Genomic DNA, 21,159 nt, shown 5'->3' with positions numbered 1-21,159 from the left:
CCGCCAGGAGGAAAGGCCTTGAAAGACCTACTGAATTTGCTGAAAAACCAGGGTCAAGTCGAAGAGTTCGACGCCATCCGTATCGGTCTGGCGTCACCTGAAATGATCCGTTCGTGGTCGTTCGGTGAAGTCAAGAAACCGGAAACCATCAACTACCGTACGTTCAAACCTGAACGTGATGGCCTGTTCTGCGCCAAGATCTTTGGCCCAGTCAAGGACTACGAGTGCCTGTGCGGCAAGTACAAGCGCCTCAAGCACCGTGGTGTGATCTGCGAGAAGTGCGGTGTTGAAGTCGCGCTGGCCAAGGTTCGTCGTGAGCGCATGGCGCACATCGAACTGGCTTCGCCGGTTGCCCACATCTGGTTCCTGAAGTCGCTGCCGTCCCGTATCGGCCTGCTGATGGACATGACCCTGCGTGATATCGAGCGTGTTCTCTACTTCGAGAGCTACGTCGTTATCGACCCGGGCATGACCACCCTCGAAAAGGGTCAGCTGCTGAACGACGAGCAGTACTTCGAAGCACTGGAAGAGTTCGGTGACGACTTCGACGCCCGCATGGGTGCCGAGGCTGTTCGCGAGCTGCTGCACGCCATTGACCTGGAGCACGAGATTGGCCGCCTGCGCGAAGAAATTCCGCAAACCAACTCGGAAACCAAGATCAAGAAGCTGTCCAAGCGCTTGAAGCTGATGGAAGCGTTCCAGGGCTCGGGCAACCTGCCTGAGTGGATGGTCCTGACCGTTCTGCCCGTTCTGCCGCCGGATCTGCGTCCGTTGGTTCCGCTCGATGGCGGCCGCTTCGCGACCTCCGACCTGAACGACCTGTATCGTCGGGTAATCAACCGGAACAACCGTCTCAAGCGCCTGCTCGACCTGTCGGCGCCGGACATCATCGTGCGCAACGAAAAGCGCATGCTGCAGGAGGCGGTCGACGCCCTGCTGGACAACGGCCGTCGCGGTCGCGCCATCACTGGCTCGAACAAGCGTCCGCTGAAGTCCCTGGCTGACATGATCAAAGGTAAGCAAGGTCGTTTCCGTCAGAACTTGCTCGGTAAGCGCGTTGACTACTCGGGTCGTTCGGTCATTACCGTAGGCCCGACCCTGCGCCTGCACCAGTGCGGTCTGCCGAAGAAGATGGCCCTTGAGCTGTTCAAGCCGTTCATTTTCGGCAAGCTGGAAATGCGTGGTCTGGCGACCACCATCAAAGCGGCCAAGAAGATGGTCGAGCGCGAGCTGCCTGAGGTGTGGGACGTCCTCGCCGAGGTCATCCGCGAACACCCCGTACTGCTCAACCGTGCACCGACCCTTCACCGTCTGGGCATCCAGGCGTTCGAGCCTGTGCTCATCGAAGGTAAGGCAATCCAACTGCACCCGCTGGTCTGCGCTGCGTACAACGCCGACTTCGACGGTGACCAGATGGCTGTTCACGTGCCGCTGACGCTGGAAGCCCAGCTCGAAGCGCGTGCACTGATGATGTCGACCAACAACATTCTGTCGCCCGCCAACGGTGAGCCAATCATCGTTCCGTCGCAGGACGTTGTACTGGGTCTGTACTACATGACCCGTGAAGCGATCAACGCCAAAGGCGAAGGTCGTGTGTTCGCTGACCTGCAGGAAGTCGACCGCGTATTCCGCGCCGGCGAAGCGGCCCTGCACGCGAAAATCAAGGTTCGTATCAACGAGACCGTGAACGACCGCGATGGCAGCAGCACCAAGAACACCCGCATTGTCGACACGACCGTTGGCCGTGCACTGCTGTTCCAGGTTGTGCCGGCAGGTCTGCCGTATGACGTGGTCAACCAGCCGATGAAGAAAAAGGCGATCTCCAAGCTGATCAACCAGTGCTACCGCGTGGTGGGTTTGAAAGAGACCGTTATTTTTGCTGACCAGCTGATGTACACCGGTTTTGCCTATTCGACCATTTCCGGTGTGTCGATCGGTGTGAACGACTTCGTCATCCCCGATGAGAAGGCGCGCATCATCAATAGCGCGACCGACGAAGTGAAGGAAATCGAGAGCCAGTATGCGTCCGGCCTGGTCACCCAGGGTGAGAAGTACAACAAGGTTATCGACTTGTGGTCCAAGGCCAACGATGAAGTGTCCAAGGCGATGATGGCCAACCTCTCGAAAGAGAAGGTCATCGACCGCGACGGTAACGAAGTCGATCAGGAGTCCTTCAACTCCATGTACATGATGGCTGACTCGGGTGCGCGGGGCTCCGCTGCACAGATTCGTCAGCTGGCCGGTATGCGTGGTCTGATGGCCAAGCCTGACGGCTCGATCATTGAAACCCCGATCACTGCGAACTTCCGTGAAGGTTTGAGCGTACTTCAGTACTTCATCTCGACTCACGGTGCTCGTAAGGGTCTGGCGGACACCGCGTTGAAGACGGCGAACTCCGGTTACCTGACGCGTCGTCTGGTCGACGTGGCACAAGACCTCGTGGTTACCGAGATCGACTGTGGTACCGAACATGGCCTGCTCATGACGCCGCACATTGAAGGCGGTGATGTGGTCGAGCCGCTGGGTGAGCGCGTACTGGGTCGTGTGATCGCCCGTGACGTGTTCAAGCCGGGTACCGACGACGTCATCGTGCCTGCCGGTACGCTGGTCGACGAGCAGTGGGTCGAGTTCATCGAGCTCAACAGCATCGACGAAGTGATCGTGCGTTCGCCGATCAGCTGCGAAACCCGTTACGGTATCTGCGCCAAGTGCTACGGCCGTGATCTGGCGCGTGGTCACCAGGTGAACATTGGTGAGGCCGTGGGCGTTATCGCTGCACAGTCCATCGGTGAGCCGGGTACCCAGCTGACCATGCGTACGTTCCACATCGGTGGTGCTGCGAGCCGGACCTCGGCTGCTGACAGCGTCCAGGTGAAAAATGGTGGTGTGGTTCGTCTGCACAACCTGAAGCAGGTCGAGCGCGCCGATGGCAACCTGGTTGCCGTATCGCGTTCGGGCGAGCTGGCCATTGCCGATGAATTCGGTCGTGAGCGCGAGCGCTACAAGCTGCCATACGGCGCCGTGATTTCGGTCAAGGAAGGGGACAAGGTCGACGCTGGCGCAATCGTTGCCAAGTGGGACCCGCACACCCACCCGATCGTCACCGAGCTGAAAGGTACCGTGACCTTCGTGGGCATGGAAGAGAACATCACCATCAAGCGTCAGACCGACGAACTGACTGGCTTGACCAACATTGAAGTGATGGACGTGAAGGATCGCCCTGCCTCTGGCAAGGAAATCCGTCCAGCGATCAAGATGGTCGATGCCGCAGGCAAGGATCTGTATCTGCCAGGTACCGACGTACCTGCTCAGTACTTCCTGCCTGCCAACGCCTTGGTCGGTGTGGCTGACGGTGCGCAAATCGCGGTGGGTGACGTTCTGGCACGTATTCCTCAGGAAACGTCGAAGACCCGTGACATCACCGGTGGTCTGCCGCGTGTTGCCGACCTGTTCGAAGCACGTCGTCCGAAGGAAGCGTCGATCCTCGCAGAGGTCAGCGGTACCATCGCGTTCGGTAAAGAGACCAAGGGCAAGCGTCGCCTGGTCATTACCCCAACCGACGGTAGCGATCCTTACGAAGAGCTGATTCCGAAGTGGCGCCACCTGAACGTCTTCGAAGGCGAACAGGTAAACCGCGGCGAAGTTATCTCCGACGGCCCGAGCGATCCGCACGATATCCTGCGCTTGTTGGGCGTCAGCGCCCTGGCGAAGTACATCGTCAACGAGATTCAGGACGTTTACCGTCTGCAAGGCGTGAAGATCAACGACAAGCACATCGAGACCATCCTGCGTCAGATGCTGCGTAAGGTTGAGATTGCCGAGTCGGGCGATTCCACCTTCATCAAGGGCGACCAGATGGAGTTGACTCACGTACTGGTGGAAAACGAGCGTCTTGCCGGAGAAGACAAGTTCGTCTCCAAGTTCGCGCGTGTGCTGCTGGGTATCACCAAAGCGTCGCTGTCGACCGAATCGTTCATCTCCGCGGCTTCCTTCCAGGAAACCACGCGCGTGCTGACCGAAGCGGCCGTTACCGGCAAGCGTGACTACCTGCGTGGTCTGAAAGAGAACGTGGTTGTGGGTCGTCTGATCCCGGCAGGTACCGGTCTGGCCTATCACAGCGAGCGCAAGCGCCGCCGTGAAGCCGACAAACCGCTGCGTGTCAGCGCCAGTGAGGTGGAAGCCGCACTGACCGAAGCGCTGAATTCCAGCGGCAACTAAGAAGAGGGAGGGGCCTCGTCCCTCCTTGTCGCGCTGCGGTGACACACAATGTCACCGATAGCCGGCGGGGAGGGGCGGGGCCTTTGTCTTGACTGGGTGCGATATCCTCTTTAGAATTTTGTACCCTTAAATTGGGTGAGGCTCCGTCTCGCCGATTTTTGGCTTTCTTGCAAGACAATAGCGTCGCAAGACAATCAGTGGAGCTAGTAGATGGCAACTATCAACCAGCTGGTACGTCAGCCGCGTAAGCGTACCGTCGAGAAATCCGACGTACCTGCGCTGCAGAACTGCCCGCAACGTCGTGGCGTGTGCACCCGTGTGTACACGACTACGCCGAAAAAACCGAACTCGGCACTGCGTAAAGTCTGCCGTGTGCGCCTGACCAATGGCTTCGAGGTTTCCTCGTACATCGGCGGTGAAGGCCACAACCTGCAAGAGCACAGCGTCGTCCTGATCCGTGGCGGCCGTGTAAAAGACTTGCCAGGTGTTCGTTACCACACCGTTCGCGGCTCTCTGGATACTTCGGGCGTCAAAGGCCGTAACCAGGGTCGTTCGAAGTACGGTACCAAGCGTCCGAAGTAATCGGCCGTTTGCAGACAATCATTTTTTTGAGTCGATAAGAGTAAGGTCGGGCAGGGGTCGTAAGACCTGGTTCCGGGCTAACCTGAAGACCGTTTGAGGGCTTATCATGCCAAGACGTCGTGTAGCAGCAAAACGTGAGATTCTGGACGATCCTAAATACGGATCGCAAATCCTCGCGAAGTTCATGAACCACGTGATGGAAAGCGGCAAGAAGGCTGTAGCCGAGCGTATCGTTTACGGTGCTCTGGATACTGTCAAAGCGCGCAAGAACAGCGACCCCCTGGAAATCTTCGAGAAAGCTCTCGACGCCATCGCTCCGCTGGTCGAAGTAAAGTCGCGCCGTGTAGGCGGTGCTACTTACCAGGTTCCGGTTGAAGTTCGTCCGTCCCGTCGTAACGCGCTGGCAATGCGCTGGCTTGTAGACTACGCCCGCAAGCGCGGCGAGAAGTCCATGGCTCTGCGCCTGGCTGGTGAGCTGCTGGATGCCGCTGAAGGCAAAGGTGCTGCAGTCAAGAAGCGTGAAGACGTGCACCGTATGGCTGAAGCCAACAAAGCGTTCTCGCACTACCGCTTCTAATTCAAGCATTACACTTTTTGCGAGGGCTTTATGGCTCGTACTACAGCAATCAACCGCTACCGTAACATTGGTATTTGCGCCCACGTTGACGCGGGCAAAACTACCACTACCGAGCGGATCCTGTTCTACACAGGCTTGAGCCACAAAATGGGCGAGGTGCATGACGGCGCCGCGACCACCGACTGGATGGTGCAGGAGCAGGAGCGGGGTATTACCATTACCTCCGCTGCCGTTACCACCTTCTGGAAGGGTTCCGTTGGTCAATACGACAACTACCGTGTCAACGTCATCGATACCCCCGGCCACGTTGACTTCACCATTGAAGTTGAGCGTTCGCTGCGTGTACTCGACGGCGCGGTCGTAGTGTTCTGCGGTACTTCCGGTGTCGAGCCTCAGTCCGAAACCGTATGGCGTCAGGCCAACAAATACGGCGTTCCACGTATCGTTTACGTGAACAAGATGGACCGCGCGGGTGCTAACTTCCTGCGTGTCGTCGGTCAGATCAAGAACCGTCTGGGCCACACCCCGGTTCCGATCCAGCTGGCCATCGGCTCCGAAGATAACTTCCAGGGTCAGGTCGACCTGCTCAAGATGAAGGCTATCTACTGGAACGATGACGATAAAGGCACCACCTATCGTGAGGAAGAAATTCCTGCCGATATGCTGGAGCTGGCTGAAGAGTGGCGCTCGAACATGATCGAGGCAGCCGCCGAGTCCAGCGAAGAGCTGATGAACAAGTACCTGGAAGGCGAAGAGCTGACCCTGGAAGAAATCAAAGCCGGTCTGCGTGCGCGCACCCTGGCTGGCGAAATCGTTCCAGCTGTCTGCGGTTCGTCGTTCAAGAACAAGGGTGTTCCCCTGGTTCTGGACGCCGTCATCGAGTTCCTGCCTGCTCCGACCGAGATCCCTGCCATCAAGGGTATCAACCCGGACGACAAGGACCTGGACAAGGACGACGAAGCTGTACGTCACGACGAGCGTCACGCAGACGACAACGAGCCGTTCTCGGCTCTGGCGTTCAAAATTGCGACCGACCCGTTCGTGGGTACTCTGACCTTCGTTCGCGTTTACTCGGGCGTTCTGAGTTCCGGTGACTCCGTCATCAACTCGGTAAAAGGCAAGAAAGAACGCGTTGGTCGTATGGTTCAGATGCACGCCAACCAGCGTGAAGAGATCAAGGAAGTGCGCGCTGGCGACATCGCCGCTCTGATCGGCATGAAGGACGTGACCACGGGCGAAACCCTGTGCAACGCCGACAAGCCAATCATCCTTGAGCGTATGGACTTCCCTGAGCCGGTCATCTCGCTCTCCGTCGAGCCGAAAACCAAGGCTGACCAGGAGAAGATGGGCATCGCACTGGGCAAGCTGGCTCAGGAAGACCCATCGTTCCGCGTCAAGACCGACGAAGAGACTGGCCAGACCATCATCTCCGGTATGGGTGAGCTGCACCTGGACATCCTCGTTGACCGCATGAAGCGTGAATTCAACGTCGAAGCCAACATCGGCAAGCCGCAGGTTTCGTACCGCGAGAAGATCACCAAGTCCAACGTCGAAATCGAAGGCAAGTTCGTTCGTCAGTCGGGTGGTCGTGGTCAGTTCGGTCACTGCTGGATCCGCTTCTCGGAGCCAGAAGTCGACGCGAAAGGCAATATCACCGAAGGTCTGGTGTTCACTAACGAAGTCGTTGGTGGTGTGATTCCGAAGGAATTCATTGCCCCGATCCAGAAGGGTATCGAAGAGCAGATGAAAAACGGCGTTGTTGCCGGTTATCCTCTGATCGGCCTCAAGGCCACGGTATTCGACGGTTCGTACCACGACGTCGACTCCAACGAAATGGCGTTCAAGATCGCCGCTTCGATGGCGACCAAGCAACTGGCCCAGAAGGGCGGTGGCGTGGTTCTCGAGCCGATCATGAAGGTCGAAGTTGTAACCCCGGAAGACTACCTGGGTGACGTGATGGGTGACCTGAACCGTCGTCGTGGTCTGGTACAGGGTATGGATGAGTCGGTCTCCGGCCGCGTCGTCCGCGCTGAAGTTCCGCTCGGAGAGATGTTCGGTTACGCGACCGACGTTCGTTCCATGTCTCAGGGTCGCGCAAGCTACTCCATGGAATTCTCCAAATACGCCGAAGCTCCGTCGAACATCGTCGAAGCACTCGTTAAAAAACAAGGCTAATCCCCTTTAGGCAAGAGGTTCACTGTCGTGGCTAAAGAAAAATTTGATCGTTCCCTTCCGCACGTAAACGTTGGCACCATCGGCCACGTTGACCACGGTAAAACTACCCTGACCGCAGCTCTGACTCGCGTCTGCTCCGAGGTTTTCGGTTCCGCAATCGTTGACTTCGACAAGATCGACTCGGCTCCGGAAGAAAAAGCGCGCGGTATCACCATCAACACCGCTCACGTTGAGTACAACTCGACCATTCGTCACTACGCTCACGTCGACTGCCCAGGTCACGCTGACTACGTGAAGAACATGATCACCGGTGCTGCCCAGATGGACGGCGCGATCCTGGTTTGCTCGGCCGCCGATGGTCCGATGCCACAAACCCGTGAGCACATCCTGCTGTCCCGTCAGGTTGGCGTTCCGTACATCGTGGTCTTCCTGAACAAGGCTGACCTGGTAGACGACGCTGAGCTGCTGGAACTGGTCGAGATGGAAGTTCGTGACCTGCTGTCCACCTACGACTTCCCAGGCGACGATACCCCGATCATCATCGGTTCGGCTCGTATGGCGCTGGAAGGCAAAGACGACAACGAAATGGGCACTACCGCTGTTCGCAAGCTGGTAGAGACTCTGGACAGCTACATTCCAGACCCAGTTCGTGCCATCGACCAGCCTTTCCTGATGCCGATCGAAGACGTGTTCTCGATCTCGGGTCGCGGTACTGTTGTGACTGGCCGTATCGAGCGCGGTATCGTCCGTGTTCAAGAAGCACTGGAAATCGTTGGTCTGCGTGACACTCAAAACACCACCTGCACCGGTGTTGAGATGTTCCGCAAGCTGCTGGACGAAGGCCGTGCTGGCGAGAACTGCGGCGTTCTGCTGCGTGGTACCAAGCGTGACGACGTTGAGCGTGGCCAGGTTCTGGTCAAGCCAGGTTCGGTCAAGCCGCACACCAAGTTCACCGCAGAAGTCTACGTTCTGTCGAAAGAAGAAGGCGGTCGTCACACTCCGTTCTTCAAAGGCTACCGTCCTCAGTTCTACTTCCGTACCACTGACGTGACCGGTAACTGCGAACTGCCGGAAGGCGTTGAAATGGTAATGCCAGGTGATAACGTCCAAATGGTCGTTACCCTGATCAAGACCATCGCAATGGAAGACGGTCTGCGTTTCGCCATTCGTGAAGGCGGTCGTACCGTCGGCGCTGGCGTCGTAGCCAAAATCATCGAGTAATTACTCGACCGGTTGAAAAGACCCCCGCTCAGCGGGGGTTTTTTTTATTGGGTTGACACTAAATGGGGGCGTCTATAGAATCACGCCTCCTTTTAGCGGGCGTAGTGCGCCCGTTGGGAACAGCCTGGAGTCTGAAATCCAATGCAAAATCAGCAAATCCGTATCAGGTTGAAGGCTTTCGACCATCGCCTGATCGACCAATCCACCCAGGAAATCGTGGAAACCGCGAAACGTACTGGTGCACAAGTGCGTGGTCCTATTCCACTGCCTACTCGTAAAGAGCGTTTCACCGTTCTGGTTTCCCCGCACGTCAACAAAGACGCGCGTGACCAGTACGAGATTCGCACTCATAAGCGTGTTCTGGACATCGTCCAGCCAACGGATAAAACCGTTGATGCGCTGATGAAGCTTGATCTTGCGGCAGGTGTGGAAGTACAGATCAGCCTCGGCTAAGACTTCGGTCTTGTCCGTGTAACGCTCTGAAATGGGCGGCCATAGCGGGTGAAAGCCCCGTACACTCATGAGGTTACAACATGACTATTGGTGTAGTCGGTCGTAAATGCGGTATGACCCGCGTTTTCACCGAAGAAGGTGTCTCCATTCCGGTTACGGTCATCGAGATCGAGCCGAATCGCGTCACCCAGTTCAAGACTGAAGAAACCGATGGCTACCGTGCAGTGCAAGTCACTGTCGGCGAGCGTCGCGCCTCGCGCGTGACTGCTGCGCAAGCCGGTCACTTCGCTAAAGCAAACGTTGCCGCTGGTCGCGGTGTCTGGGAGTTCCGTCTTGAAGAAGGCGAGTTCCAGGCTGGCGACTCGATCAAAGCTGAACTCTTCACTGAAGGCCAGCTGGTAGACGTTACTGGTCAGTCCAAAGGTAAAGGCTTCGCCGGTACCATCAAGCGCTGGAACTTCCGTGGCCAGGACAACACCCACGGTAACTCCGTGTCGCACCGTGTGCCAGGCTCCATCGGCCAGTGCCAGACTCCTGGTCGTGTGTTCAAGGGCAAAAAAATGTCCGGTCACATGGGCGCCGAGCGCGTGACTGTTCAGTCCCTGGAAGTTGTTCGCGTAGACGTTGAGCGCAATCTGCTGCTCGTCAAAGGTGCCGTACCAGGCGCTACTGGCGGCGACGTGGTTGTACGTTCGGCTGTCAAGGCTCGCGGTTAAGGGGAAACTGACATGCAACTTAATGTAAATGACGCTCAGGCGATCGAAGTTTCCGAACTGACTTTCGGTGGCGAATTCAACGAGACGCTGGTTCACCAAGCAGTCGTGGCCTACATGGCCGGCGGCCGTCAGGGCACCAAGCAGCAGAAGACCCGTTCCGACGTTTCCGGTGGCGGTAAGCGCCCATGGCGTCAGAAGGGTACCGGCCGTGCTCGTGCTGGTACCTCGCGTGGTCCAATCTGGCGTGGCGGTGGTGTTACCTTCGCAGCGCGCCCTCAAGATCACTCGCAGAAGCTCAACAAGAAGATGTATCGCGCAGCACTGCGCTCCATCCTCGCTGAGCTGGTGCGTAGCGATCGTCTGGTCGTGGTTCAGGACTTCGCTGTTGAAGCGCCGAAAACCAAAGACTTGCTGAACAAACTGAATGGCATGGGTCTGAGCGACGTACTGATCGTTTCCGACGATGTTGATCAGAACCTGTACCTGGCTGCTCGCAACCTGCCGCACGTCGATGTTCGTGACGTTCAGGGTTCCGATCCGGTCAGTCTGATCGCATACGAGAAAGTGTTGATCACTGTCTCGGCCGTGAAGAAATTCGAGGAGCTGCTGGGATGAACCAGGAACGCGTATTTAAAGTCCTCCTTGGCCCGCACGTTTCCGAGAAGGCTACCGTTCTGGCTGAGAAGAAAGGCCAGTTCGTATTCAAGGTTGCTACCGATGCAACCAAGCTGGAAATCAAGAAAGCTGTCGAAGGCCTGTTCAACGTAAAAGTTGAAAACGTGTCGACCGTTAACGTTCTGGGTAAAACCAAGCGTACCGCACGTGGTCTGGGCAAGCGTAATGACTGGAAGAAGGCGATCGTCTCCCTTCAGGCCGGCCAAGATCTCGATTTCAGCAGCAGTGCTGAGTAAGGAAGGGGTGCATCATGGCAATCGTTAAATGCAAACCGACTTCCCCTGGCCGCCGTTTCGTGGTCAAGGTGGTCAACAAGGAGCTGCATAAAGGCGCTCCTCACGCACCGCTGCTCGAGAAGAAATCGAAGTCTGGTGGTCGTAACAACAATGGCCGCATCACTACGCGTCACATCGGTGGTGGTCATAAGCAGCATTACCGTATGGTCGACTTCCGTCGCAACGACAAAGATGGCATTCCTGCCACTGTCGAGCGTATCGAATACGATCCAAACCGTACTGCTCACATCGCCCTTCTGTGCTACGCAGATGGCGAGCGTCGCTACATCATCGCCCCTAAAGGCGTAAGTGCTGGCGACCAGCTGATCGCAGGTGCCCTGGCCCCAATCAAGGCCGGCAACTCGCTGCAGCTGCGCAACATTCCAGTTGGTAGCACCATTCATGGTGTCGAACTGAAGCCTGGTAAAGGTGCCCAGATCGCTCGTTCCGCTGGTGCCTCGGCTCAGCTGATCGCTCGTGAAGGTGTCTACGTGACCCTGCGTCTTCGTTCTGGTGAGATGCGTAAAGTACTGGCTGAATGCCGTGCGACCCTGGGTGAAGTCTCGAACTCCGAGCACAGCCTGCGTTCGCTGGGTAAAGCAGGTGCCAAACGCTGGCGTGGCGTTCGCCCAACCGTTCGTGGTGTTGCCATGAACCCGGTTGACCACCCGCATGGTGGTGGTGAAGGTCGTACCTCCGGTGGTCGTCATCCGGTATCGCCATGGGGCTTCCCAACCAAGGGTGCAAAAACCCGTGGTAATAAGCGTACCGACAATATGATCGTCCGTCGTCGCAAGTAACTAGAGGGATACGACAGTGCCACGTTCTCTGAAAAAAGGTCCTTTTATCGATCTTCACCTGTTGAAGAAGGTCGAAGTGGCGGTGGAGAAGAATGATCGCAAGCCAGTTAAAACCTGGTCGCGCCGTTCGATGATCCTGCCACAGATGGTCGGTCTGACCATCGCTGTACACAACGGTCGTCAACACGTCCCCGTTCTCGTGAACGAAGACATGGTCGGCCACAAACTGGGCGAGTTCGCCGGTACCCGCACTTATCGCGGGCACGTGGCTGACAAGAAAGCCAAGCGTTAAGGGGTTAGGAAATGGAAGTAGCCGCTAAGTTGTCGGGCGCTCGAATCTCCGCCCAGAAAGCCCGCTTGGTCGCCGACCAGATCCGCGGGAAGAAGGTGGGCGAAGCGCTCAACCTGTTGGCCTTCAGCAGCAAAAAAGCCGCTGAAATCATGAAGAAAGTCCTCGAGTCGGCCGTAGCCAACGCCGAACACAACGAAGGCGCAGACGTTGATGACCTGAAGGTCTCCACCGTTTTCGTCAACGAAGGGCGTTCGCTGAAGCGAATCATGCCGCGTGCCAAAGGCCGCGCTGATCGCATCGTCAAGCGGTCTTGCCATATCACTGTCAAGGTTGCGGACAAGTAACGGAGTCGATCAGATGGGTCAGAAAGTACATCCCACTGGCATTCGCCTGGGAATCGTCAAGGAGCACACCTCCGTCTGGTACGCAGACGGTGCTACTTACGCAGATTACCTGTTGAAGGATCTGAAAACACGTGAGTACCTCCAAGACAAATTAAAAAGCGCGTCCGTAAGCCGTATCGATATCCATCGTCCGGCCCAAACTGCACGCATCACCATCCACACTGCTCGTCCCGGTATCGTTATCGGCAAGAAAGGTGAAGATGTTGAGAAGCTGCGTCAGGACCTGACCAAGCAGATGGGTGTGCCTGTGCACATCAACATCGAAGAGATCCGCAAGCCGGAACTCGACGCCATGCTGGTTGCGCAAAGCGTAGCTCAGCAGCTGGAGCGCCGCGTTATGTTCCGTCGCGCTATGAAGCGCGCCGTGCAGAACGCCATGCGTATTGGTGCCAAGGGCATCAAGATCCAGGTGAGCGGTCGTCTCGGCGGTGCCGAGATCGCACGTACCGAGTGGTATCGCGAAGGTCGTGTGCCTCTGCACACCCTGCGTGCCGATATCGACTACAACACCTACGAAGCTCACACCACTTATGGTGTGATCGGTGTGAAGGTTTGGATCTTCAAAGGCGAAGTTATTGGTGGTCGCCAAGAAGAGCTCAAACCTCAAGCACCAGCGCCTCGTAAAAAAGCTGCTAAGTAAGGGGTACGCCAAATGTTGCAACCTAAGCGTACAAAATTCCGTAAGCAGATGACTGGCCACAACCGTGGTCTGGCACTGCGCGGTAGCAAAGTCAGCTTCGGCGAGTTCGCTCTGAAAGCTGTTGCTCGCGGTCGTCTTACCGCCCGTCAGATCGAGTCGGCGCGTCGTGCGCTGACCCGTCACGTAAAACGTGGCGGCAAGATCTGGATCCGTGTATTCCCGGACAAGCCTGTTACCAAAAAGCCTCTCGAGGTTCGTATGGGTAAAGGTAAGGGTTCCGTGGAGTACTGGGTTGCCCAGATCCAACCAGGCAAAGTCCTGTACGAGATCGAGGGTGTTTCTGAAGAGCTGGCGCGCGAAGCTTTCGCCCTGGCTGCTGCAAAGCTGCCTCTCGCCACCTCCTTTGTTAAGCGGACGGTGATGTGATGAAAGCGAATGAACTTCGTGAAAAATCGGCACAGCAGCTGAACGAGCAACTGCTCGGCCTGCTGCGCGACCAGTTCAATCTGCGCATGCAGAAAGCAACTGGCCAGTTGGGGCAGTCGCACCTGCTCTCGCAAGTTAAGCGTGACATCGCTCGCGTGAAAACTGTGCTCAACCAGCAGGCAGGTAAGTGATCATGGCTGAAGCTGAAAAAACCGTCCGTACGCTGACTGGCCGTGTCGTCAGCGACAAAATGGACAAGACCATCACCGTTCTGATCGAGCGTCGCGTAAAGCACCCGATCTACGGTAAATACGTTAAGCGTTCGACTAAGCTGCACGCGCACGACGAAACCAATCAGTGCAAGATCGGCGACAAGGTTTCCATCACGGAAACCCGTCCGCTGGCCAAGACCAAGTCTTGGGCACTGGTTGAAGTCCTCGAACGCGCTGTTGAAGTCTAAGGGCTAGGGGTCGGAGAAATTTTATGATTCAGACTCAATCCATGCTCGATGTGGCCGATAACAGCGGCGCTCGTCGCGTCATGTGCATCAAGGTGCTCGGCGGTTCTCACCGTCGTTACGCCGGCATCGGTGACATCATCAAAGTTACCGTCAAGGAAGCAATTCCTCGCGGTAAGGTCAAAAAAGGCCAAGTGATGACCGCCGTTGTTGTCCGTACCCGTCACGGTGTACGTCGCGCTGACGGTTCCATCATTCGTTTCGACGGTAACGCTGCTGTTCTGCTGAACAACAAGCAAGAGCCGATCGGCACTCGCATTTTTGGGCCAGTGACCCGTGAACTTCGCAACGAGAAGTTCATGAAGATCGTCTCGCTCGCCCCTGAAGTGCTCTAAGGAGATCCGACATGCAAAAGATTCGTCGTGACGACGAGATCATCGTGATCGCCGGCAAAGACAAAGGTAAGCGCGGTAAGGTGCTGAAGGTTCTCGCTGACGACCGTCTGGTCATCGGTGGTGTGAACCTGGTCAAGCGCCATACCAAGCCTAACCCGATGGCGGGCGTTCAGGGCGGTATCGTCGAGAAAGAAGCGCCTCTGCACGCTTCCAACGTTGCCATCTTCAACGGCGAAACCAACAAAGCTGACCGCGTTGGTTTCAAGGTAGAAGAAGGTAAGAAAATTCGTGTCTTCAAGTCGACCCAAAAAGCGGTTGATGCTTGAACACTGCTAGGTAGAAGACCATGGCACGACTGAAAGAGATTTACCGGAACGAAATCGCTCCCAAGCTTAAGGATGAACTTAAGCTTTCGAACGTGATGGAAGTCCCGCGCGTTACCAAGATCACCCTGAACATGGGTCTGGGCGAAGCTATCGGCGACAAAAAAGTCATCGAGCACGCAGTTGCCGACCTGGAAAAGATCACTGGTCAAAAGCCAGTCGTGACTTTCGCTCGTAAATCCATCGCGGGCTTCAAAGTCCGTGAGGGCTGGCCGATCGGCGTCAAGGTGACCCTGCGTAGCGACAAGATGTACGAGTTCCTGGACCGCCTGCTGGCGATCTCCCTGCCACGTGTCCGCGACTTCCGCGGCCTCAATGCCAAGTCCTTCGACGGTCGTGGCAACTACAGCATGGGCGTGAAAGAGCAGATCATCTTCCCGGAAATCGACTACGACAAGATCGATGCTCTGCGCGGTTTGGACATCACCCTGACCACCACTGCTCGTTCGGATGACGAAGGCCGCGCTCTGCTGCGTGCATTCAAATTCCCGTTCCGCAACTGATTGGAGTAGGAAAATGGCCAAGAAGAGCATGAAAAACCGCGAGCTGAAACGTCAGCTCACGGTAGCTAAGTTCGCTAAAAAGCGCGCTGAGCTGAAAGCGACCATCGTCAACCTGAACGCCTCTCCTGAAGAGCGTTTCGCTGCCGTTGTCGCTCTGCAGAAGCAGCCACGTGATGCAAGCGCTGCGCGCATGCGTAACCGTTGCCGCCTGACCGGTCGTCCGCACGGCGTCTACCGCAAGTTCGGCCTCGGCCGTAACAAGCTGCGTGAAGCAGCAATGCGTGGCGACGTACCGGGTCTGGTCAAAGCCAGCTGGTAACTCCAGCAGGTTGAGCCCTGGTGTCGGAAGGGCGACCTTCCGACCGCCGGTGACGCTGTAACGAAACAAGCCCCCTCGTGGGGCTTGTTTCGTTTTTGTCTTGTGTCTAGAATGACCGGCTCACCTGAGCCCGGGCCATTTGCCCTGTCCGTTCAGGTGGTTGTGATAGCCGCAAGGCTAATAATTCTTGTATCAGGAGCATCTAGCCCATGAGTATGCAGGACCCGTTAGCGGACATGCTAACTCGCATCCGTAATGCCCAGATGGCTGAGAAGTCAGTCGTGAGCATGCCTTCTTCGACGTTGAAGGTTGCGGTTGCCAAAGTGTTGAAGGACGAAGGTTACATTGCTGGCTACGAAGTCAGCGGTGAGGCCAAGCCTTCGCTCTCCCTCGAACTGAAGTACTTCGAAGGCCGTCCGGTCATCGAGGAACTGAAGCGCTCCAGCCGTCCAGGCCTGCGCCAGTACAAATCCGTCTCTGACCTGCCGAAAGTTCGTGGCGGTCTGGGCGTATCTATCGTCTCCACCAACAAGGGTGTGATGACTGATCGTGCTGCGCGTGCTGCTGGTGTCGGCGGCGAAGTGCTTTGCACTGTGTTCTAAGGGGGGATAGGCATGTCTCGCGTCGCTAAGAACCCCGTTAAGCTGCCATCTGGTGTCGAAGTCAAATTCGCCGGCCAGCAGCTTTCGGTGAAGGGTGCCAAGGGCACTCTCGAACTGAACGTTCATTCGTCTGTTGAAGTTACCGAAGAGTCCGGTGAGCTGCGTTTCGTCGCTCGCAACGGTGACCAGCAAGCTCGCGCCATGGCCGGTACTACCCGTGCTCTGGTGAACAACATGGTCCAGGGCGTAAGCCAAGGCTTCGAGCGCAAGCTCCAGCTGGTCGGTGTTGGTTACAAGGCACAGGCTAAAGGCACCGTCCTGAACCTGGCCCTGGGCTTCTCTCACCCAGTCGACTACGAACTCCCAGCCGGTATCACCGCTGAAACCCCAAGCCAGACCGACATCCTGATCAAGGGTATCGACAAGCAGCTGGTGGGTCAGGTGGCCGCTGAAATCCGCGGTTTCCGTCCGCCAGAGCCATACAAAGGCAAAGGTGTGCGTTACGCGGACGAAGTCGTCCGTCGTAAAGAAGCCAAGAAGAAGTAGGGCCTAGCAAATGACCGACAAAAAAGTTATTCGACTGCGTCGCGCTCGCAAAGCACGCCTGAAAATGCACGAACTCGAAGTCGTGCGCCTCTGCGTGTTCCGTTCGTCGCAGCACATTTATGCCCAAGTCATCTCGGCAGACGGCAGCAAGGTTCTGGCAAGCGCCTCGACCTTGGACAAAGACCTGCGTGATGCCGCCACCGGCAACATCGACGCGGCCACTAAGGTTGGCAAGCTGGTTGCTGAGCGTGCGAAAGCCGCCGGTGTATCTCAAGTTGCCTTTGACCGTTCCGGCTTCAAGTACCATGGCCGCGTCAAAGCGCTGGCTGATGCTGCTCGTGAAGGCGGGCTGGAGTTCTAAGTTATGGCAAATAACGATCAAAAGCGCGACGAAGGCTACATCGAGAAGCTGGTTCAGGTTAATCGCGTAGCTAAAACCGTCAAAGGCGGCCGTATCTTCACCTTCACCGCGTTGACCGTGGTAGGTGATGGCAAAGGTCGCGTTGGTTTTGGCCGTGGCAAATCGCGCGAAGTTCCTGCTGCGATCCAGAAAGCCATGGAAGCTGCTCGCCGCAACATGATTCAGGTTGACCTGAAAGGCACCACCCTGCAGTACGCCACCAAGGCCGCCCACGGCGCCTCGAAGGTTTACATGCAGCCTGCCTCCGAAGGTACCGGCATCATCGCCGGTGGCGCGATGCGTGCCGTCCTGGAAGTTGCCGGCGTTCAGAACGTCCTGGCCAAGTGCTACGGCTCGACGAACCCAGTGAACGTGGTTTACGCCACTTTCAAGGGTCTGAAGGCTATGCAGTCTCCTGAATCCATTGCTGCCAAGCGCGGCAAGAGCGTCGAGGAGATCTTCTGATCATGGCTACCGTTAAAGTAACGCTGATCAAAAGCACCGCCGGCCGCCTGCCTAACCACATCCTGTGCGTCAAGGGTCTGGGTCTGCGCCGTATCGGTCACACCGTAGAAGTCCAAGATACTCCCGAGAACCGCGGGATGATCAACAAGGCTTACTACATGCTCCGCGTCGAGGGTTAATCGATGAAACTCAATGATCTGAGTCCAGCGCCGGGTTCCCGTCCCGTGAAACATCGTCCGGGTCGTGGTATCGGTAGCGGTCTGGGTAAGACTGGCGGCCGCGGCCACAAAGGTCAGACCTCCCGTTCCGGTGGCACCATTGCTCCAGGCTTCGAGGGTGGCCAACAGCCGCTTCACCGTCGCCTGCCGAAGTTCGGCTTCGTTTCCCTGAAAGCCATGGACCGCGCTGAAGTGCGTCTGTCCGAGCTGGCCAAAGTGGAAGGCGACGTCGTCTCCGTGCAATCCTTGAAGGATGCCAACGTGATCAACCAGAACGTACAGCGTGTGAAAATCATGCTGTCTGGCGAAGTCACTCGTGCAGTCACCATCAAGGGTATCGCCGCCACCAAAGGTGCGCGTGCGGCTATCGAAGCAGCTGGCGGCAAATTCGAGGAATAAATGGCTAAGCAAGGTGCTCTCTCTTCGCTCGGTAAGGGCGGGATGTCGGAACTCTGGGCTCGTCTGCGCTTTCTGTTTCTGGCGATCATCGTCTATCGGATCGGCGCACATATCCCGGTGCCTGGCATCAATCCCGACCGTTTGGCGGATCTGTTTCGGCAGAATGAGGGGACCATTCTTAGCTTGTTCAACATGTTTTCCGGAGGTGCGCTGGAGCGCATGAGCATCTTTGCATTGGGGATCATGCCGTATATCTCGGCATCGATCATCATGCAGCTCATGACCGCTGTCAGTCCTCAGCTGGAGCAGTTGAAGAAGGAAGGTGAAGCTGGCCGTCGCAAGATCAGCCAGTACACCCGCTACCTCACTGTAATCCTGGCGTTGGTCCAGGCCATTGGCATGTCCATTGGCCTGGCTAATCAGGGCGTGGCGTTTTCTGCAGGGCTTGGCTTCCATGTGGTTGCCGTCTCCACGTTCGTGGCAGGCGCAATGTTCATGATGTGGCTGGGCGAGCAGATCACCGAGCGCGGTGTGGGCAACGGTATCTCGATGTTGATCTTCGCGGGTATCGTTGCCGGTCTTCCGAGAGCAATCGGGCAGTCTTTCGAGTCTGCGCGCACGGGCGATATCAATATCTTCGCTCTGGTTGCAATCGGGTTGCTGGCAGTAGCGATCATCGGTTTTGTGGTGTTCATCGAGCGTGGTCAGCGGCGCATTGCCGTTCACTATGCCAAGCGTCAGCAGGGCCGCAAGGTCTTCGCTGCGCAGACCAGCCACTTGCCGCTCAAGGTGAACATGGCAGGGGTAATCCCGGCCATTTTCGCCAGCAGCATTCTGCTGTTCCCGGCTTCGCTGGGTGCCTGGTTCGGTCAGTCTGAAGGTATGGGCTGGCTGCAGGACATCTCGCAGTCGATCGCTCCTGGTCAGCCGTTGAACATCTTGCTGTTTAGTGCAGGGATCATTTTCTTCTGCTTCTTCTACACAGCGCTGATGTTCAATCCGAAAGACGTAGCGGAAAACCTGAAGAAGTCCGGTGCCTTTATTCCGGGTATCCGTCCGGGTGAACAGTCGGCTCGCTACATTGATGGCGTTCTGACTCGTTTGACCATGTTCGGTGCTCTATACATGATGGCCGTGTGCCTCCTGCCCCAGTTCCTGGTGGTGGCTGCAAACGTGCCGTTCTACCTTGGCGGGACCTCGTTGCTGATTGTGGTAGTGGTTGTGATGGACTTCATGTCCCAAGTACAATCGCACCTCGTTTCGCACCAGTACGAATCCCTGATGAAGAAAGCCAACCTGAAAGGCTATGGCGGCAGCAGTCTGCTGCGCTGATAGGCCCCTAAGGTCGAGGAGTCGGTAATGAAAGTTCGTGCATCGGTGAAAAAGCTGTGCCGTAACTGCAAGATTATTCGCCGCGAAGGTGTCGTGCGAGTGATCTGCAGCGCGGAACCGCGTCACAAACAGCGCCAAGGCTGAGTGTGATTGTGCTTTAAGCCCAGCAGCTAGTGCGCTGCTGGGTTGATTAATCGTTTCTACAGCGATATTATCTCGCGCCCTATTTCTTGGCTTCCGGGGCGTAGGTAGCTGTCAATTGGAGTCCCACTGAATGGCCCGTATTGCAGGCGTAAACATTCCAGATAACAAGCATACTGTTATCTCGCTGACCTACATCTATGGTGTTGGTCGCACCACTGCGCAGAAAATTTGCGCAGACGCTGGCGTGAATCCAGCCGCAAAGATCAAGGATCTGAGCGACGAGCAAATCGAAACCCTGCGTGGCGAAGTCGCGAAGTTCACCACTGAAGGTGACCTGCGTCGTGACGTCAACATGAAGATCAAACGCTTGATGGACCTGGGCTGCTATCGCGGTCTGCGCCATCGTAAAGGTCTGCCGGTTCGCGGTCAGCGCACCAAGACCAATGCACGCACCCGTAAGGGTCCGCGTAAGCCGATCCGCAAGTAACCGCCCGGGAATATAGACATGGCAAAACCTGCTGCTCGTCCTCGTAAGAAAGTCAAAAAGACAGTGGTTGATGGCATCGCCCACATCCATGCGTCTTTCAACAACACTATCGTGACCATCACCGACCGTCAGGGCAATGCTTTGTCCTGGGCGACCTCCGGTGGTTCCGGTTTCCGTGGTTCACGCAAGTCCACCCCGTTCGCAGCGCAGATTGCTGCCGAGCGTGCTGGTCAAGCTGCGCTGGAATACGGTCTTAAGAACCTCGACGTCAACGTCAAGGGTCCAGGTCCAGGTCGTGAGTCCGCCGTTCGTGCTTTGAACAGCTGCGGCTACAAGATCGCCAGCATCACCGACGTGACGCCAATCCCGCATAACGGGTGCCGTCCGCCGAAGAAGCGCCGCGTGTAATCAGGAGACAGATAAATGGCACGTTACATTGGTCCAAAATGCAAACTGTCTCGCCGTGAAGGCACTGACCTGTTCCTGAAGAGCGGCGTTCGCGCTCTGGAATCGAAGTGCAACATCGAAGCAGCCCCAGGTATCCACGGCCAGCGCCGTGGCCGTCAGTCCGACTACGGTACCCAGCTGCGCGAGAAACAAAAAGTTCGTCGTATCTATGGTGTTCTGGAGCGTCAGTTCCGCGGTTACTACCAAGCAGCAGCCTCGAAAAAAGGCGCTACTGGTGAAAACCTGCTGCAACTGCTCGAGTGCCGTCTGGATAACGTCGTCTACCGTATGGGCTTCGGTTCTACCCGTTCCGAGTCCCGTCAGCTGGTTTCGCACAAAGCGATCAGCGTCAACGGCAAGACTGTGAACATTCCATCCTACCAAGTTCGTCCGGGTGACGTGGTCTCGGTTCGCGAGAAATCGCTGAGCCAGCTGCGCATTGTTCAAGCCCTTGAACTGTGCGCCCAGCGTGGCCGAGTTGAGTGGGTCGACGTTGACACTGCTAAGAAGTCGGGCGTTTTCAAGAACGTTCCTGCTCGCAGTGACTTGTCCGCCGACATCAACGAAAACCTGATTGTCGAGCTCTACTCCAAGTAAGGGCTAGAAAA

The 21,159-nt window shown here is 56.7% G+C and carries 31 protein-coding genes; all 31 read left to right on the top strand.

What is annotated here, in order from left to right:
* Positions 1-18 precede the first annotated feature (18 nt).
* Positions 19-4,218, top strand: coding sequence for a DNA-directed RNA polymerase subunit beta' (gene rpoC, locus SJI00_RS17920; RefSeq protein ID WP_322463013.1), 4,200 nt, complete (start codon positions 19-21; stop codon positions 4,216-4,218).
* A 210-nt stretch (positions 4,219-4,428) separates the two neighbouring features.
* Entirely contained in the window at positions 4,429-4,800 is a 372-nt protein-coding gene (gene rpsL, locus SJI00_RS17915) for a 30S ribosomal protein S12 (RefSeq protein ID WP_003257088.1), read from the top strand.
* A gap of 106 nt (positions 4,801-4,906) precedes the next feature.
* Positions 4,907-5,377 (top strand): 30S ribosomal protein S7, encoded by a 471-nt coding sequence (gene rpsG / locus SJI00_RS17910; RefSeq protein ID WP_003246741.1) that lies wholly within the window; start codon positions 4,907-4,909, stop codon positions 5,375-5,377.
* A gap of 30 nt (positions 5,378-5,407) precedes the next feature.
* A complete protein-coding gene (fusA, locus tag SJI00_RS17905) occupies positions 5,408-7,552 on the top strand; it encodes an elongation factor G (RefSeq protein ID WP_322463012.1) in 2,145 nt (714 codons plus the stop codon).
* A 27-nt stretch (positions 7,553-7,579) separates the two neighbouring features.
* Positions 7,580-8,773, top strand: coding sequence for an elongation factor Tu (gene tuf / locus SJI00_RS17900; RefSeq protein ID WP_322463011.1), 1,194 nt, complete (start codon positions 7,580-7,582; stop codon positions 8,771-8,773).
* A gap of 141 nt (positions 8,774-8,914) precedes the next feature.
* On the top strand, positions 8,915-9,226 hold the full coding sequence (gene rpsJ, locus SJI00_RS17895) for a 30S ribosomal protein S10 (protein WP_003186070.1): 312 nt from the start codon (positions 8,915-8,917) through the stop codon (positions 9,224-9,226).
* Between the two features lie 80 nt (positions 9,227-9,306).
* A complete protein-coding gene (rplC, locus tag SJI00_RS17890) occupies positions 9,307-9,942 on the top strand; it encodes a 50S ribosomal protein L3 (RefSeq protein ID WP_322463010.1) in 636 nt (211 codons plus the stop codon).
* A 12-nt stretch (positions 9,943-9,954) separates the two neighbouring features.
* On the top strand, positions 9,955-10,557 hold the full coding sequence (gene rplD, locus SJI00_RS17885; protein WP_322463009.1) for a 50S ribosomal protein L4: 603 nt from the start codon (positions 9,955-9,957) through the stop codon (positions 10,555-10,557).
* Positions 10,554-10,853, top strand: a complete 300-nt coding sequence (gene rplW / locus SJI00_RS17880) for a 50S ribosomal protein L23 (RefSeq protein WP_296269201.1) — start codon at positions 10,554-10,556, stop codon at positions 10,851-10,853. Before rplD ends, rplW begins: the two co-directional genes overlap by 4 nt.
* Before the next feature lie 14 nt (positions 10,854-10,867).
* Complete coding sequence (gene rplB, locus SJI00_RS17875; RefSeq protein ID WP_322463008.1) at positions 10,868-11,692, top strand: 50S ribosomal protein L2; 825 nt, start codon at positions 10,868-10,870, stop codon at positions 11,690-11,692.
* Positions 11,693-11,708: 16 nt separating this feature from the next.
* Positions 11,709-11,984, top strand: coding sequence for a 30S ribosomal protein S19 (rpsS, locus tag SJI00_RS17870; protein WP_003255482.1), 276 nt, complete (start codon positions 11,709-11,711; stop codon positions 11,982-11,984).
* A gap of 11 nt (positions 11,985-11,995) precedes the next feature.
* Positions 11,996-12,328, top strand: a complete 333-nt coding sequence (gene rplV / locus SJI00_RS17865; protein WP_003103908.1) for a 50S ribosomal protein L22 — start codon at positions 11,996-11,998, stop codon at positions 12,326-12,328.
* Positions 12,329-12,341: 13 nt separating this feature from the next.
* Positions 12,342-13,028: a 30S ribosomal protein S3 gene (rpsC, locus tag SJI00_RS17860; protein WP_003255481.1), complete on the top strand. Its 687-nt coding sequence runs from the start codon at positions 12,342-12,344 to the stop codon at positions 13,026-13,028.
* A gap of 12 nt (positions 13,029-13,040) precedes the next feature.
* Positions 13,041-13,454, top strand: a complete 414-nt coding sequence (rplP, locus tag SJI00_RS17855; RefSeq protein WP_009397508.1) for a 50S ribosomal protein L16 — start codon at positions 13,041-13,043, stop codon at positions 13,452-13,454.
* The gene (rpmC, locus tag SJI00_RS17850; RefSeq protein ID WP_002555481.1) at positions 13,454-13,645 is read left to right on the top strand and encodes a 50S ribosomal protein L29; all 192 of its coding nucleotides are present in this window, start codon (positions 13,454-13,456) and stop codon (positions 13,643-13,645) included. The genes rplP and rpmC overlap by 1 nt, the downstream gene beginning before the upstream one ends.
* Positions 13,646-13,647: 2 nt before the next feature.
* Positions 13,648-13,914 carry a 30S ribosomal protein S17 gene (gene rpsQ / locus SJI00_RS17845; RefSeq protein ID WP_023534981.1) on the top strand — a complete coding sequence of 89 codons (267 nt, stop codon included), beginning with the start codon at positions 13,648-13,650 and terminating at the stop codon, positions 13,912-13,914.
* 23 nt (positions 13,915-13,937) lie between these two features.
* On the top strand, positions 13,938-14,306 hold the full coding sequence (gene rplN, locus SJI00_RS17840; protein ID WP_011063774.1) for a 50S ribosomal protein L14: 369 nt from the start codon (positions 13,938-13,940) through the stop codon (positions 14,304-14,306).
* A gap of 11 nt (positions 14,307-14,317) precedes the next feature.
* Positions 14,318-14,632, top strand: coding sequence for a 50S ribosomal protein L24 (gene rplX / locus SJI00_RS17835; RefSeq protein WP_016393392.1), 315 nt, complete (start codon positions 14,318-14,320; stop codon positions 14,630-14,632).
* Positions 14,633-14,652: 20 nt separating this feature from the next.
* The gene (gene rplE, locus SJI00_RS17830; RefSeq protein ID WP_023535025.1) at positions 14,653-15,192 is read left to right on the top strand and encodes a 50S ribosomal protein L5; all 540 of its coding nucleotides are present in this window, start codon (positions 14,653-14,655) and stop codon (positions 15,190-15,192) included.
* 13 nt (positions 15,193-15,205) lie between these two features.
* On the top strand, positions 15,206-15,511 hold the full coding sequence (gene rpsN / locus SJI00_RS17825) for a 30S ribosomal protein S14 (protein ID WP_312934663.1): 306 nt from the start codon (positions 15,206-15,208) through the stop codon (positions 15,509-15,511).
* A 209-nt stretch (positions 15,512-15,720) separates the two neighbouring features.
* Positions 15,721-16,113 (top strand): 30S ribosomal protein S8, encoded by a 393-nt coding sequence (gene rpsH, locus SJI00_RS17820; RefSeq protein WP_312934664.1) that lies wholly within the window; start codon positions 15,721-15,723, stop codon positions 16,111-16,113.
* Between the two features lie 12 nt (positions 16,114-16,125).
* Positions 16,126-16,659, top strand: coding sequence for a 50S ribosomal protein L6 (gene rplF, locus SJI00_RS17815; RefSeq protein WP_060478898.1), 534 nt, complete (start codon positions 16,126-16,128; stop codon positions 16,657-16,659).
* 10 nt (positions 16,660-16,669) lie between these two features.
* Positions 16,670-17,020, top strand: a complete 351-nt coding sequence (rplR, locus tag SJI00_RS17810) for a 50S ribosomal protein L18 (RefSeq protein ID WP_312934667.1) — start codon at positions 16,670-16,672, stop codon at positions 17,018-17,020.
* 3 nt (positions 17,021-17,023) lie between these two features.
* The gene (rpsE, locus tag SJI00_RS17805) at positions 17,024-17,524 is read left to right on the top strand and encodes a 30S ribosomal protein S5 (RefSeq protein WP_003255465.1); all 501 of its coding nucleotides are present in this window, start codon (positions 17,024-17,026) and stop codon (positions 17,522-17,524) included.
* 2 nt (positions 17,525-17,526) lie between these two features.
* Positions 17,527-17,703, top strand: coding sequence for a 50S ribosomal protein L30 (gene rpmD / locus SJI00_RS17800; protein WP_029614570.1), 177 nt, complete (start codon positions 17,527-17,529; stop codon positions 17,701-17,703).
* A gap of 3 nt (positions 17,704-17,706) precedes the next feature.
* Complete coding sequence (gene rplO, locus SJI00_RS17795) at positions 17,707-18,141, top strand: 50S ribosomal protein L15 (RefSeq protein WP_312934669.1); 435 nt, start codon at positions 17,707-17,709, stop codon at positions 18,139-18,141.
* Positions 18,142-19,473, top strand: a complete 1,332-nt coding sequence (secY, locus tag SJI00_RS17790) for a preprotein translocase subunit SecY (protein ID WP_322463007.1) — start codon at positions 18,142-18,144, stop codon at positions 19,471-19,473. It abuts the gene before it with no gap.
* A 27-nt stretch (positions 19,474-19,500) separates the two neighbouring features.
* On the top strand, positions 19,501-19,617 hold the full coding sequence (rpmJ, locus tag SJI00_RS17785) for a 50S ribosomal protein L36 (RefSeq protein ID WP_002555468.1): 117 nt from the start codon (positions 19,501-19,503) through the stop codon (positions 19,615-19,617).
* A gap of 130 nt (positions 19,618-19,747) precedes the next feature.
* Positions 19,748-20,104, top strand: a complete 357-nt coding sequence (rpsM, locus tag SJI00_RS17780) for a 30S ribosomal protein S13 (protein ID WP_012316515.1) — start codon at positions 19,748-19,750, stop codon at positions 20,102-20,104.
* Positions 20,105-20,122: 18 nt separating this feature from the next.
* Positions 20,123-20,512: a 30S ribosomal protein S11 gene (rpsK, locus tag SJI00_RS17775; RefSeq protein WP_003255454.1), complete on the top strand. Its 390-nt coding sequence runs from the start codon at positions 20,123-20,125 to the stop codon at positions 20,510-20,512.
* A gap of 15 nt (positions 20,513-20,527) precedes the next feature.
* The gene (rpsD, locus tag SJI00_RS17770) at positions 20,528-21,148 is read left to right on the top strand and encodes a 30S ribosomal protein S4 (RefSeq protein WP_312934673.1); all 621 of its coding nucleotides are present in this window, start codon (positions 20,528-20,530) and stop codon (positions 21,146-21,148) included.
* The last annotated feature ends 11 nt before the right edge of the window (positions 21,149-21,159 follow it).

The sequence above is a fragment of the Pseudomonas gebzensis genome, assembly GCF_034427815.1.
Taxonomy (GTDB): Bacteria; Pseudomonadota; Gammaproteobacteria; order Pseudomonadales; family Pseudomonadaceae; genus Aquipseudomonas.
This window is presented reverse-complemented; position numbering and strand designations above follow the sequence as displayed.